This is a genomic window from Bradyrhizobium forestalis, assembly GCF_002795245.1.
Taxonomy (GTDB): Bacteria; Pseudomonadota; Alphaproteobacteria; order Rhizobiales; family Xanthobacteraceae; genus Bradyrhizobium; species Bradyrhizobium forestalis.
The window spans coordinates 17,330-30,790 of sequence record NZ_PGVG01000060.1; the positions used below are offsets into that span (position 1 = coordinate 17,330).

The 13,461-nt window shown below is 64.5% G+C and carries 11 protein-coding genes; 3 read left to right on the top strand and 8 right to left on the bottom strand.

Annotated elements, in window-relative coordinates:
- The first annotated feature begins 136 nt into the window (after positions 1–136).
- Positions 137–775 carry a hypothetical protein gene (locus CVM73_RS36145; RefSeq protein ID WP_167407257.1) on the top strand — a complete coding sequence of 213 codons (639 nt, stop codon included), beginning with the start codon at positions 137–139 and terminating at the stop codon, positions 773–775.
- A 6-nt stretch (positions 776–781) separates the two neighbouring features.
- On the opposite strand, the gene CVM73_RS36150 is transcribed toward CVM73_RS36145, so the two are convergent.
- The gene (locus CVM73_RS36150) at positions 782–1,042 is read right to left on the bottom strand and encodes a hypothetical protein (RefSeq protein WP_167407258.1); all 261 of its coding nucleotides are present in this window, start codon (positions 1,040–1,042) and stop codon (positions 782–784) included.
- 221 nt (positions 1,043–1,263) lie between these two features.
- On the opposite strand from CVM73_RS36150, the gene CVM73_RS36155 reads away from it, so the two are divergent.
- Complete coding sequence (locus tag CVM73_RS36155; RefSeq protein WP_100236513.1) at positions 1,264–2,958, top strand: bifunctional diguanylate cyclase/phosphodiesterase; 1,695 nt, start codon at positions 1,264–1,266, stop codon at positions 2,956–2,958.
- 101 nt (positions 2,959–3,059) lie between these two features.
- On the opposite strand, the gene CVM73_RS36160 is transcribed toward CVM73_RS36155, so the two are convergent.
- From CVM73_RS36160 to CVM73_RS36190, 7 genes are all read right to left on the bottom strand, one after another.
- Entirely contained in the window at positions 3,060–4,568 is a 1,509-nt protein-coding gene (locus CVM73_RS36160; protein WP_100236514.1) for a tripartite tricarboxylate transporter permease, read from the bottom strand.
- A gap of 4 nt (positions 4,569–4,572) precedes the next feature.
- Positions 4,573–5,058, bottom strand: coding sequence for a tripartite tricarboxylate transporter TctB family protein (locus CVM73_RS36165; protein ID WP_167407259.1), 486 nt, complete (start codon positions 5,056–5,058; stop codon positions 4,573–4,575).
- A gap of 141 nt (positions 5,059–5,199) precedes the next feature.
- A complete protein-coding gene (locus CVM73_RS36170) occupies positions 5,200–6,174 on the bottom strand; it encodes a tripartite tricarboxylate transporter substrate binding protein (protein WP_100236516.1) in 975 nt (324 codons plus the stop codon).
- Positions 6,175–6,378: 204 nt separating this feature from the next.
- Positions 6,379–9,246 carry a PAS-domain containing protein gene (locus CVM73_RS36175; protein WP_100236517.1) on the bottom strand — a complete coding sequence of 956 codons (2,868 nt, stop codon included), beginning with the start codon at positions 9,244–9,246 and terminating at the stop codon, positions 6,379–6,381.
- A gap of 246 nt (positions 9,247–9,492) precedes the next feature.
- Positions 9,493–10,368, bottom strand: coding sequence for an acyl-CoA acyltransferase (locus CVM73_RS36180; RefSeq protein ID WP_100236518.1), 876 nt, complete (start codon positions 10,366–10,368; stop codon positions 9,493–9,495).
- 41 nt (positions 10,369–10,409) lie between these two features.
- Positions 10,410–11,390, bottom strand: coding sequence for an amino acid--[acyl-carrier-protein] ligase (locus tag CVM73_RS36185; RefSeq protein WP_100236519.1), 981 nt, complete (start codon positions 11,388–11,390; stop codon positions 10,410–10,412).
- Between the two features lie 56 nt (positions 11,391–11,446).
- Positions 11,447–12,664: an acyl-CoA dehydrogenase family protein gene (locus tag CVM73_RS36190; RefSeq protein ID WP_100236520.1), complete on the bottom strand. Its 1,218-nt coding sequence runs from the start codon at positions 12,662–12,664 to the stop codon at positions 11,447–11,449.
- 359 nt (positions 12,665–13,023) lie between these two features.
- On the opposite strand from CVM73_RS36190, the gene CVM73_RS36195 reads away from it, so the two are divergent.
- Positions 13,024–13,296: a phosphopantetheine-binding protein gene (locus CVM73_RS36195; protein ID WP_100236521.1), complete on the top strand. Its 273-nt coding sequence runs from the start codon at positions 13,024–13,026 to the stop codon at positions 13,294–13,296.
- Positions 13,297–13,461: the final 165 nt, after the last annotated feature.

Here is a 13,461-nt window from a genome sequence, read left to right on the forward strand (position 1 = left end):
GGATCTTTCTTCGGCCGGGAGATCGGACCCGCCCGATTTCGGCCAACCCATGAGATAGACGGTGACGGCGGCGGAGCAAATGCTTCGCCGCTGCATTGTTCTGTCCGGATATCTTGATCGAGAAGGCGTCTCGCCGATGGTCGGTTTCCCGCTGCTCCTGATTCCGCTCGCGGTCTACAACATCATCGCATTTCTGATGCCCAGCGTGTCCTTCTCGGACGTGCTGTTCAAGGTGCCGATGATCACGGGCGAGGCCTGGCCGGTCACACTCGCCGATCTCCTGCTCGCGCTCGGCGTGGTGCTGCTGCTGCTCGAAGTGGTCAAGGGCGCGCGGCCCGGTTCGAAGTTCCTGATGGATCACTTGCTGTCGCTGATCATCTTCGGCGCGGCCGCTGCCGAATTCGTGATGTGGCCCAAATTTGGCAACTCCACCTTTTTCCTGCTGGTGCTGCTCGCGATGGCCGACTTCCTCGGCGGCATTGCCCAGCGCACGCGCCGCCGCGTCACCTATGTCGCCGAGACCACGGTGCCGGCGCCACGCAAGGCCAAACGCAAGGCCGAAGCGCCGGCGGATGATGCGGAGGCCGCCTCCAAGTTTGAGCCGGTGATTGCGCCGCAGGTGCCGCCTGCTGCCTCGGCGCAATCCGTCGCCGAATCCGTGCTGATGGATCATCCTGCGCCAAAGCCGGTGCAGGGCGCACCCTCGCCGGAAATTCCCTCGCCGCATCTTCAGCCCGGCAACGGCACGCCGTCGCCGGATACGCCGCCACGCTGATCGGCCTCAAGCCACCTGCCGCGTCCGCGCGGCGACGCTTCCCAGCGGCCGCTTGCTGCCATAGGCCGTCCGTGCATCTTCGGAAGAGGCGCGGCGGAGCCGGGTAGTCTGGGGCAGATACTCGGCGTTGGCGATGAGCTGGGTGACGAAGCTCGGATCGGGGCGCGGCAGCGGCGCCTTGTGAACCCATTGCAACGTCGGCATCAACGGCACCAGGGCCGTGCCTGTGCCGTTGTCCGCCGCGTCCGATCGATCCGTACTCAACATCGCAATCACCGTTGATCCGGCAAGATTGTCGCGTTTCGAGACGCGGGCGCCGGTGCGAGTCCTGTACTCGCAAGGCTTATGCCGGCCGGGCCGGTTTGGTTCCCCGCGCCAGGGAAACGTGGTTTCCAAATTGTTTATCAACTTTGCCTAGGGTCGGAGGCGAATCTGGCTCTATTCTGGGCCGGCTCAGGACTTCTCCACTGTCCCAAAACGAGGCGATTTTGACCCCCGCATTGCCGCAAGCCTCCGACATCCTGGCCGCGCTCGGTCAGGCCGTGTTCGCCTGGGACATCGCCAGCGATGCCATCGTCTGGGGTGAGCAGGTCGCCAGCATCTTTCCCGGTATTCCCGCCGAGCGGCTCGCGACCGGCGCCGAATTCGCCAAGCTGATCGAGCCCGCGCAAACGCTGCGGACGGCCGCGCTGGCGCAGACGTCCCCCGTGCACGGCGCCGACGGCACGCCCTACCGGGTCGAGTATGGCGTGCGCATGAGCGCATCCGATCCCGTGATCTGGATCGAGGAGACCGGCCGCTGGTTCGCTGGTCCCGACGGCCGTCCCACGCGTGCGATCGGCTCCGTCCGCATCAATAATGAACGCCACGCCCGCGACGAGGAGCTGACGAAGCTGGCCCGGCTCGATCCGCTGACGGGCGAGCTCAACCGCTCGCATCTGATCGCGGCGCTCGCCGAGACGATTGAGGAGACCACTCGCTTCCGCTCGACGGCGGCCTTCATGCTGGTCGGCATCGATCATCTCGCCCGCGTCAACGATGCCTTCGGCTTCGACGTTGCCGATGCCGTGATCCTCGACATTGCCAAGCGCATTCGCTCGCGCCTGCGCGGCGGCGACGTGCTTGGGCGATTCTCAGGCAACAAGTTCGGCCTGATCCTGAAGAACTGTACCGTCGACGACATGAACGTTGCCGCGGAGCGCTTCCTCGCCGGCATCCGCGACGAGGTTGTGCCGACGAAATCAGGCCCGGTCTCCGTCACCGCGTCGATCGGCGCAGTGAGCCTGCCGCGCTATGCCCGCAACACCGACGAGGCCGTCAACCGCGCCCATGAGACGCTGGATGCCGCCAAGCGCCGCCGTGCCGGCTCGTTCGCGGCCTGGCGTCCGGATGCCGCGCGCGACGCACAGCGTCGCGGCAATATTCGCGTCACTGACGAGATCGTCACCGCGCTCAACGAGCGCCGTATCAAGCTCGCCTATGAACCCGTTGTCTCGGCGGTCTCGCGCGAGCGCGCATTCCATGAATGCCTGGTGCGGATGGACCAGGGCGACGGCCAGGTGCTGCTTGCGCCTGATATCGTGCCGGTCGCCGAGCGGCTCGGCCTGATCCGTCTGGTCGACCATCGCGTGCTCGAGCTCGTGGTCGCCGAGCTCGCTGCCGCGCCCGACATCTGTCTCAGCCTCAACATCTCGCCTGACACCACCATGGATCCGGACTGGTGGGCCGGGATCGAGTCGCTGATGCTGGCTCATCCCGGCGTTGCCGAGCGGCTGATCGTCGAGATCACCGAGACGGTCGCGATCCAGGACATCGACGACGTTCGCGCCTTCGTCGGCCGCCTCAAGCATTTCGGCAGCCGCATCGCCATCGACGATTTCGGCGCCGGCTACACCTCGTTCCGAAATCTGCGCAAGCTCGGCGTGGACATCGTGAAGATCGACGGCGCTTTCGTGCAGAACGTCACGCATTCCGCCGACGACCGCGCCTTCGTGCAAACCCTGATCGACCTCGCCCGGCGCCTCGACATCAAGACCGTCGCCGAATGGGTGCAGGACGAAGAGGCCGCAAACATGCTGCGCGACTGGGGCTGCGACTACATCCAGGGCCGCCTGATCGGGCTCGCGTCGGCGGAGCGCCCGTGGGGCGCGGGGCCAGATAGCGCGCTGCCTGCGGCGAGCTAAGAGGCCGGGTGGGCAAAGGCGCACTTGCGCCGTGCCCACCACATCTCCAACAATGCGGCGCGAATGGTGGGTACGCTTCGCTTTGCCCACCCTACGAAACCTCACGCGCCCTCGTCCAACGCAACCAGCTCGCGCTTCTTGCGCAGTGACGGTAGCAGCGGCGCGATCAGCAGCGCCAGCGCGAATGCGAGACACACCCCGGAGATCGGTCGCTGCACAAAGGTCCAGAGATCGCCCTGCGACAGGATCAGCGACTTGCGCAGGTTGTTCTCCATCATCGGCCCCAGCACGAAGGCGAGCACCAGGGGCGCCGGCTCATAGCCGAGCTTGCGCATGAAATAGCCGATGATCCCGAACGCGATCATCACATAGACGTCGAACACGTTGTTGCTCGAGCAGTAGACGCCCAGGATCGTGAACAGGATGATCAGCGGGAACAGGATGTTGTAGGGCAGCTTGAGCAGCTGCACCCACATGCCGATCATCGGCAGGTTCAGGATCAGCAGCATGACATTGCCGATATACATGCTGGCGACGATGCCCCAGAACAGGCCGGGGTTTTGCGTGATCAGCAGCGGTCCCGGCTGCAGTCCGTGAATGACGAAGGCCCCCAGCAGCAGCGCCATCACCACATTCGGCGGGATGCCGAGCGTCATCAGCGGAATGAAGGCGCCGCCCGCCGCGGCGTTGTTCGCCGATTCCGGCCCGGCGACGCCCTCGATCGCCCCGTGGCCGAAACGCTCGGGCGTCTTCGACAGCCGTTTCTCCAGCGCGTAGGACGCAAATGACGCCACCACCGCGCCGCCGCCCGGCAGGATGCCGAGGAAAAAGCCGAGGATCGTGCCGCGGCCGACCGGGCCTGCACTCACCTTCCAGTCCTCTTTGTTGGGCAGGAGATGGGTGATCTTGGTGTTGATGATGTCGCGCTTGATGGCCTGCTCGGTGTTGAGAAGCACTTCGGCGACGCCGAACAGGCCCATCACGACGGGCACGAGGCCGATGCCGTCGATCAGCTCCATGCGGCCAAAGGTCAGCCGCGGCTGCGCGGTGATGCTGTCGAGCCCGACCAGCCCGAGCACGACGCCGATGCACGCCATCAGCAGTGCCTTTGGCATCGATCCCTGGGTGAGGAAGGTGAGCACCACGAGGCCGAGCACCATCAGGCTGAAATACTCGGCCGGGCCGAAGGCGATGGCGATGCTGGCAAGCTTCGGGGCCACCAGCATCAAGGCGACCAGCGCAAAGGTGCCTGCGACGAAGGAGCCGAAAGCGGCGATGCCGAGCGCGGGGCCGGCGCGGCCCTGCTTCGCCATCTGGTGGCCGTCGATGCAGGTGACGACGGAGGCGGCTTCGCCGGGGATGTTGACCAGGATCGAGGTGGTTGAGCCGCCATACATCGAGCCGTAATAGATGCCGGCCATCATGATGATGCCGGATTCGGGCGTTCCCGACAGCGTCACGGGCAGCAGCAGCGACATCGCCGAGATCGGCCCGATGCCCGGCAGCACGCCGACCAGCGTGCCGATGAAGACGCCGATGAAGCAGTAGAGCAGGTTGATCGGCAGCAGCGCGACGCCGAATCCATGTGCCACGTTGACAAGCGTATCCATGGGGTCAACCGATCCCGAACAGGCCTGAGGGCAACTGGATCAACAGCAGCCGCTTGAGCACCCACCACATGCCTGATGGCACCAGCACGGCGATCGGGACCGCCAGGGTCCAGCGCACCGGATCGATCAGCCGCAACAGCAGCAGCATCAGCGGGATCGACGACAACAAGAATCCCAGCGGCTCCAGCGCGAAGGCGAATGCGGTGAGGCAGGCGATGAGGAGAAGCGGCTTGCTCCAGCGCACATTCTCCCAGCGCGAGGCCAGCGTCGGCCCGCCCTCGGTGACCGCCGAAATGATGATGGCGCCTGCGAACACGCACATCAGGATGCCGGTGTAGAACAGCACATAGCCGGAGCCGGGATCGTTGATGGTGCCGAGCTTGAGCTTCAAGCCCGACCAGATCACGAAGCCGCCGAGTGCGAGCCCGATCAGCCCGCCCCAGAGTTCGGAGTTGCTGAGGCGGAGCTTGACGTTGGTTGGGTTGGTCATGTGAAACACCTCTCGACCACCGTCACCCTGAGGTGGCCGCTTCTTCAGCGGCCCTCGAAGGGTGGCGGTGCCCCGATCCATCCTGAGGTGCGAGCCTCAAGCGCGGCTCGCACCTCAGAATGACGTCAGCATGTGTGGCGGTTACTTCTTCGCAAGGCCGAGCGTCTCGATCACCTTGCGCTCGGACGCCGTGACCTCGACGACGAACTTCTTGTAGTCCTCGGTGTTCTTGTAGTTCGGCACCATGTCGTATTTGGCGAGCGTTGCCACGACCGCGGGATCCTCGACCGCCTTCTTGAAGGCGTCGTGCAGCTTGGCGACGATCTTGGGATCCATTCCTTTCGGTCCTGCAATGCCGAAGGGGGAATCATAGACCATGGGGTAGCCGAGCTCCTTCAGCGTCGGCACGTCGGGATAGTTCGGCGAGCGTGCGCCGGTCCACACCATCAGCAGCCGCAGCTTGCCGGCGTCGACCAGCGGCCGCCATCCCGTGGAATCCGCCTGAAGCATTGTGTGCTGGCCGAGCACGGCGGCATTGGTCTCCGCGCCGCCCTTGAAAGGGACTTGCGTCAGCTTGATGCCGGACATCGCGGCGATCTGCTCCATGCCGATATGCAGTGAAGTGCCGGCGCCCGGCGTGGCGTAGGTCACTTTGCCGGGGTTCGCCTTTGCGAACTCCACCACGTCCTTCCAGCTCTTGAACTGCGACTCCGCGCTGGTCGTCACACCGAAGGTGTAGCCCGTGAGATGGACGATGTAGGTGAAATCCTTCGCCGGATCCCACGACACCTCCTGCATCAGCGGCAGACGGAACACCGTGATCGGAATCTGCGAGATGGTATAGCCGTCCGGCTTCGCCGACGCCGCCATCGTCGCCGGTCCGACCGTGCCGCCGCCGCCGGCCTTGTTGTCGATCACGATCGGCTGCCCCAGGACCTTCGAGGCGCTGTCGGCGATCGCGCGCATCGAGATGTCGGTCGATCCGCCGGCCGGCCATGGCACGATCAACGTGATCGGTTTGCTGGGATAGTCCTGCGCACTGGCGGCGGTCGCGAGCAATGCGCCCACAACATGCATGGCGGCAAAGGCAATCGTCTTCAGCCCGTATCGCGACATCGAAATACCTCCCTCGCAGCGGTCTCGGTGGACCGCCGTTTCTCATTGTTATGAGGGGATTGTCCCCGAAATCATGGAAGAAGAAAAGCGCATTGAGTGGATCGCCCGCATGGGCGAGGCAGCGACTCCCGCGGAAACGCGGCGTGCGACAATTGGTCGTTTGGAAGTGTGCCGAGAGGCGGAATTTGAGGAGGCTTGAAGCCCCTATGCCACGCGCCGGACCATGTTCAGCGTCTCGATGGTGCGGCCGACCTCCGATGCGAGACAGGGCTTGCCGAAATAATAGCCTTGGACGGCGGTGCAGCCGCATTCGCGGACGAAGTCGAGTTGCTCCTCGGTCTCCACCCCCTCCGCCGTGGTCTCGACGCCGAGCACGGAGCCGAGGCTCGCGATCGTTCTGACGATGGCAACGCTCTCCGGGCTTTCGCCGAGCGTGCCGACGAAGGAACGGTCGATCTTGATGCGGTCGAACGGAAACTTGCGCAAGTAGCTCAGCGAGGAATAGCCAACCCCGAAATCGTCGAGGCTGACGCGCACCCCCAACGCGCGGAGCTGGTGCAGGATGTCGATCGTCGCCTCGCTGTCGTCGAGCAGCGCCGTCTCCGTGACCTCGAGCTCGAGCCGCTGCGGCGGCAGGCCGGCTTCCGCAAGTGCGCTCGTGACCATCGCTACCAGTCCGCGCGAGCGGAACTGCACCGGAGACAGGTTCACCGCGACCGTGACGCCGGGCCAGGACGCGGCGGCCGCGCAGGCCGTGCGCAGCACCCATTCGCCGATCGGAACGATCAGCCCGTTCTCCTCCGCAATCGGAATGAATTCGGCCGGAGAGACGAAGCCGCGCGAAGGATGCTTCCAACGCAGCAGCGCCTCGAAGCCGGTGAGCTCGGAGGGATCGAGCCGCATCTGCGGTTGGAACACCAGGTGGAATTCACGCGCCTCCAGCGCGCCGCCCAGATCCTGCTCCAGTGCGTGCCGGCTGCGCGCCTCTTCCTCCATCTCGGGCTCGAACAGCTGATAGGCTCCACGCCCCTTGGCCTTGGCCTGGTACAGCGCGAGGTCGGCGCATTTCATCAGCTCATCGGCATCGAGGCCGTGGTCGGGTGCGATCGCGATCCCGACGGAGACGCCGACATGGATCGACTGGCTTTCCAGCGGCGGGGGATGACCGATGATGTCGACCAGGCGGCGGGCGAGCTCCTCAGCCGATTGCGGTTGCGGTCCGCGCTGAAGAACGGCGAATTCGTCACCGCCGAGCCGCGCGACGGTGTCGTGTTCGCCGACATTCTCCTTGAGGCGCGCCGCGACCCAGCGCAGCAAGCGGTCGCCTGCGGCGTGGCCGAGGCGGTCGTTGACGGTCTTGAAATTGTCGAGATCGAAGCACAGCACCGCCATGGCGCCGCCGGCGATCGCGACCTGGTTCAGTCCCTCGCCCATCTTATCGCGGAACAGCGTGCGGTTGGGCAGGTCGGTGAGCGAATCGTGCCGCGCCATGTGCGCCACCCGGGCCTGGGCCTTGTGGCGCTCGGTCACGTCCTCATAGGTGACGACCCAGCCGCCATGCTCCATCCGTTTGTGATTGAGCTTGATGATGCGGCCGTCGCTCAAATGGCGGTGCAGCGTGTGCTCGCCTTCGCGCAGCCTCTCGACGTAGTCGGCGTAGAGCTTGGCGCCGGTTGTGTTCGGATGGATGCCGAGCTCGCAGCTATGCTCCATGATCTCTCGCATCGAGACGCCGGGCTTCACGAACTCCGGCGACAGTCCGTACATCTCGATATAGCGGCGGTTGCAGACGATCACGCGCAGGCTCGCATCGAGCATGCACAGGCCCTGGCTCATGTTGTTCAGCGCGGCGTCGAAGCGGCGATACTGTTCGCTCAGCTGCTCGATCGCACGTTCGCGCTCGGTGATGTCCTCATAGGTGGCGACGAAGCCGCCCTCGGGGAGCGCGCAATAGCGTACCGAGATCACCGTGTCATTCGACATGCGCCGACGCATTGATGAGGAGTCGCGATTCGCGATCCTCATGCTGGCGGCGTCGACGAGTTGTTGCGGACTGTATTCGGAGGAGAACGCGCCGTTCGCCATCGAACGCTCGATCAGCTCGACCAGGTGGGTGCCGGGCCGGGTCTCCTCGGGCGAGAGCCCGTAGATCTTGCGGTAGGTGGTGTTGCAGACGCGCAGGCGCATGTCGCTGTCGTAGAAGGCGAGCCCGTGCGCCATGTTCTCCAGCGCCGCATCGAGAATGACGTTCTGCTGCCTCAGTGTTTCCTCGTATTGCAGCCGCTCCGTGACGTCCTCGTGCACCGTCACCCAGCCGCCATCGGGCAGGAAGCGGGAGACCGCCTGCACCATACGTCCGTCGTAACGCATCACCAGCAGGGTTTTGGCCTTCCTGGTGCGCACGTCCTCCAGCCTGATGTCATGGAACTCGTCGGCCGACATGCCCGGCAGGTTGCCGCGCGAAAGCCAGTGGTCGATGGCCGCGCTGTGCGCGATGCCAGGTTTCATGATTTCGGGGTCGAGGTTGTAGAGCTTCAGGAAACGCTCGTTGCAGACGACGACACGGCTGTCGGCGTCATACATGATGAGGCCGTGCGACATGTTGGCGAGCGCATGCTGGCTGCGCTCGGTCTGCACGTGCAATTCCGCCTCGAGCCGGGCGAGGCGGGTGACGTCGTCGCAGATCGTCATCCAACCGCCGCCGGGAAGCGGCTTCAACTCCAGCGACATGACGAGGTCGCTCGCCAGCCGCTGCTCGGTTCGGAACGGCTTGCCCGCGGCGATCTGCGCGATCCGCGCCGAATACAGCGTATCGAGCTCGCTTTCCGGAAAGTTACCGCGGCTTGCGCTGTGCGCGAGCACCTCACGGTAGCTCGTGCCGACCCGCACGATGTCGGCCGACATGTCGAACAGAGTGAGGTAGCGCTGGTTCACCAGCACGATCCGGTTGTCGGCGTCGTAGACGCAGACGCCCTGCTCCATGTGGTCGAGCGCAAGCTGGCTCAGCGCGACCAGGGCTTCCGGGCCCTGCTCGCTGCGTGCACCAGGCTCGTTGTCGCGGGTCGACATCATGGGGTCGGCGGGACCTCGACAGGCAAAAGACTTAACGCAACCTATTTCAGCCGCCGAGGGTAGCGAAGAGGCCGGAAAATTCCCTTAAGCGCAGTAGTTTACGGAGGGTGACTGACGATGGTGGGAGAGCGCGCAAATGATCAGCAAACAAAGCGATAGCCCGTAGCCAGATGAGCGTAGCGACATCCGGGACGACCATTCCCGCATGTCGCTGCGCTCATGCGGGCTACAGGGTCGAGCGCTGCCCTAGGGCCCGTACAGCACGAGCTCCGTGTCGGTGAGGTCGCCGAGCTGCGGCCGGTGCGGGCCTTTGAAATATTTGCGGCCGCGCCGCTCGGTGTAGATGCCGACGAGGCCGGGAATCGGGCCGTTGGCGTCCACGGCCACCGAAATCTTGCCGAGCCGCAGCAGCAGCCGGCCGATGCGGCCGGCGCATTCGGCATATTCGGCGGCACTCCGGCAATAGATCAGCTTCATAGCGGGCGGCGCAATGAAGCCGCGGCGGATCCGCACTGGTTGCAGGATGAAGGGAAACGTTCCCTTCGGCGTGCGGCAGACGAGGCTGAGGCAATTGTAGCGCGCATGCCGCGTCAAGAGCTCGGTCTCGGCTTCGGAAAGCCCATCGATCCGCTTGGCGTGCGGCGGAATGACCTCGATCTCGCTCCAGCGCGGCGCGCGCGCCAGCGCAGGGACGGAGAAGAATATGCCGCGGCAATAGGCGCGAAAGCCCTGCGTCTCGATGATCGGCCAGGTCCACGGCGCCGGGCTGATGTTGAAATAAGTGACGTCCTTGTGCCGCTGGGCAATCTTGGTCAGCAGCGGGGCGTAGTTGCGGTAGGCCGGGTCGACATACCAGCTCGACAAATTGCACCGGATGGCGGTCTCTTCGCCGTCCTTGCGCGCCGTGTAGATCAAGAGCAGCACGCCGACCGGCGTGCCGTCGTCGTCGAGCATGTAGCCAAAGCGCGGATAGCCCTCCGGCACAGGCCGGAAGGCCTGCCGGCGCAGGCCCTGAATCCAGTATTCGCGTGAACGGCCGACGAAGCCGCGCGTCAGCAAGTCCGCGATCTTATCGACGTCGGACTCGGTGATCTCGCGGCATCGAACCTTGGTATGGATCACGCTCGTCTTGCCCGTGGAAATGGTTGGCCTCGTGAGTTGCGTTAGCGCCAGCCTTCGCCGTGGGCACCTGCCGCAACATGCGGCTGCAGGCCCAGGACGTCCCGTACCTTGGCCGGCCAGGCGGAAAGATCGGTGCCGTGGGTGTGGAACATGGCGACGGCCAGACGGTCCATGCCGAAGGCAACGCAGCCGGTATGGGCCGGCTCGCCATCGGCGTCCCGGATTTCCCAGGTCGTGCCGAAATGCTCGCGGTGATAGTTGAAGCTCATGCAGGCGGTCGGCTGCTCCTCCGAGCGCAGCGGAATGAGGAGCTCGAACTTGAGCTGCTGCTGCTTCTGGCTCACCGCCTTCATCTGGCCGACCCGGCCGAAGAAGGGGTCGCTGGCATAGTCGACGCGGAAGGTCAGGCCGAGGTCGCGGGCGATCGCCTGCGCGCGCACCATCCAGCGCTCGCGGAAATCAGCGACGTCGTCGGGGGTGCCGATGCAGACATATTCGCGCATCCGGAACGATTGCAGCCGGTCGAGATGTTTCGACGGCTCGCGGCGGAAGCAGTCCGCGGCGACATCGAAGCGCAGACCGCCCTTCGGCAAAGGTCCACGGCTCGCCGCGATCGGGTAGACGGGATAGCAGGCGGCTGGTGACAGCACGAGATCGGCCGGCGAGAGCGACGTGGTCCAGTCGCCGCCGGCATCGAAGCGGCTCACCGCGGCGTTGATCTCGCGTTCGGTGCCGTGCAGGCCACAGACGCAGCCGAGCAGGTTCGGAAAGCTCTTGAGATAGCCGGATTTTTCCAGCTGGGCGCGGCTCATCACCGGCGGGAAGCGCATCACCTCGGTGCCGGTCTCGCGATGGCTGGTGATCAGCGCCGCGAGCTTCTCGACCACGCCCTCGTAGAGCGCGGTGCGGGCATAGACGCCGTCGGCGCCCATGCGATGGAACAGCTTGTCCGCGAGATGATCGAGCGGATCGATCATCTGCGGCGCGGTATCGGGCGAATTGGGGAGGACGGCAATGTTCATGGTTCGATGTCCTGCTATCTCAAAATTGTTCTTGTTGATTCCGTCGCCAAGGCACGTCAGTCGCGAAGGCTTGTCGGCACCCCGCTCATCAGTGTCGATGTCGCGGCGTTGGCCAGGATCCGATCGTTGTTGATCATGATCGGCGACGACAGCACGTCGCGGAGGTGACGGCCCATGGTGAAATCGCCGTCGTTGCGATAGCCGGAAAGACCCGTGGTGCGCATCGCATGCATCACGGTCTCGACTGCGAGCTCGGAGGCCTGCACCTTCAGCAGCGTGATCGACGACTGGAAGTCGAGCGAGCCGAGCGCACGCTCGTCATGCTCGGCGCCGGCGAAGGCGTCGATGTTGGCGGCGATCAGCGCGCGCAGCTTGGCCAGCGACATCTTGGCGGCGGTGAAGTGCGCGGCGGCCGGGGGCATCTGGCCGCCGGAAGAGCGCGCTGCCTTGCGGATGAAGGCCTGCGCGCGGGTCACGGCCGCGGCGGCGATGCCGGCCCAGGCCGACGACCAGCACAGATGCGCGAACGGCGTCATGGTCTGGGCGTGGATCTTGTCGTAGGATTCCGGGAAGACGCGGTCGGCGGGGCAGTCGACCCTCAGCTCGAAGCCGGTCGAACAGGTGCCGCGCATGCCGAGCGTTTCCCAGCCCTGGGTCTGCTTCAGCGAATAATCGTCCTTGGCAAGCGCCATCAGCACCTGGTCGGAGGCGGCGGCATCGGTGGCGCGGCGGGCGATGGTGACGAGACCATCGGCCTCGGCGCCATAGGAGATCACGGTGGCATCGCGCACCAGCGAGACGGTGTCGCCGGCGTGGTCGACGGCGGCGGCGCTGGCGCGGATGTTGCCGCCATTCTGGCCCTCGGTGGTGGAGGAGGCGAGCAGCCACTGGTCACGGGCAACCCGGCGCATCATGGTCTCCATCCAGGGAATGCCATGGCCGTGCCTGATGACGCAGGCGACCTTGGTCTGGTGCATCGCGTAGATCATCGCCGTGGAAGCGCAGGCGCGTCCGAGCGTGTAGCAGATGTCGGTGACGTCATAGATCGAGGCACTGAGGCCGCCGAACTCGACCGGGATCATGACACCGAGCAATTTTTGCTCGCGCGCGACCTCGAAAGCCTTGTGCGGGAAGCGGGCGTCGCGATCGACCCCGTCTGCGTCGGCCGCTGCCGCTGCGGCTGTCCGGGCGGCGCGCTCGATCAGGGAGGGACCCTGCTCGAGAAAGCTCGTCTGCATTTCGTCGACAGTAAGGACTGCTTCACGCACGTTCATACTCGTCCGCCTCCGGTTTGCCGTTCGAGATCGCCGGCATCATTCGCGATGCCGATTGAAGTGATCCTCCGGCCATCTTTGCTTGTGAGATGAGGCTACGGATTTAATTCAAATTCGTCGATGAAATAGAGGGTAAACAAAACCCAATTCCGAACGAACAGTTAAGGTCCGGTTGTTGGCATCACCCGATTTTCCGGCATCGCGTTAGGACTCTGGAAGAAGCCTGAATTTCAGACAATCTGAGTCATCGTTTACTAAGAAAAGCGAACTATTGGTGCGGCCCATTGCAGGACCGACAGGCCGTGCCCATCGTAGCCGGCAGTCCGATCCGACCCCGATAGACAGATGGGAATTTGCCGATGCAGGCCTTCGATACCGATTTGCGCAATCGCATCATCAAGCTGGTGAAGAGCATTCTCGAACAGAATTCACTCACCGCAGACGTCACACCACAGGCGAAGCTCGTCGATGTCGGCCTGACTTCGATGGACATGGTCAATCTGATGCTCGGCGTCGAAGCCGAGTTCGACTTCACCATTCCGCAGTCCGAGATCACGCCGGAGAATTTCCAGTCGGTCGAGACCTTGGAGCGGATGGTCGCGACCCAGCTGCAGCCGGCGACCGCGGCGTAATCTGCGCACCGATCTCTCTCCGGTGTCGTCCCTGCCTAGTGCGCAATTGCGCACTAGGCAGGGACGACACTGAGTGTGAGGCCGCGTCACCGCTCCTCACACGACCGCCATCACCCCTCCATCCCCGTTCCAAATCCGTCGCAAAACTGGCATAGCTTAACCAGG

Bases quoted from the DNA above. Each gene is read 5' to 3' on its own strand.
- CVM73_RS36145 (WP_167407257.1), top strand. From the start codon at position 137: ATGGTCGGTTTCCCGCTGCTCCTGATTCCGCTCGCGGTCTACAACATC.
- CVM73_RS36150 (WP_167407258.1), bottom strand. From the start codon at position 1,042: ATGTTGAGTACGGATCGATCGGACGCGGCGGACAACGGCACAGGCACG.
- CVM73_RS36160 (WP_100236514.1), bottom strand. From the start codon at position 4,568: ATGGATACGCTTGTCAACGTGGCACATGGATTCGGCGTCGCGCTGCTG.
- CVM73_RS36165 (WP_167407259.1), bottom strand. From the start codon at position 5,058: ATGACCAACCCAACCAACGTCAAGCTCCGCCTCAGCAACTCCGAACTC.
- CVM73_RS36170 (WP_100236516.1), bottom strand. From the start codon at position 6,174: ATGTCGCGATACGGGCTGAAGACGATTGCCTTTGCCGCCATGCATGTT.
- CVM73_RS36175 (WP_100236517.1), bottom strand. From the start codon at position 9,246: ATGATGTCGACCCGCGACAACGAGCCTGGTGCACGCAGCGAGCAGGGC.
- CVM73_RS36185 (WP_100236519.1), bottom strand. From the start codon at position 11,390: ATGAACATTGCCGTCCTCCCCAATTCGCCCGATACCGCGCCGCAGATG.
- CVM73_RS36190 (WP_100236520.1), bottom strand. From the start codon at position 12,664: ATGAACGTGCGTGAAGCAGTCCTTACTGTCGACGAAATGCAGACGAGC.
- CVM73_RS36195 (WP_100236521.1), top strand. From the start codon at position 13,024: ATGCAGGCCTTCGATACCGATTTGCGCAATCGCATCATCAAGCTGGTG.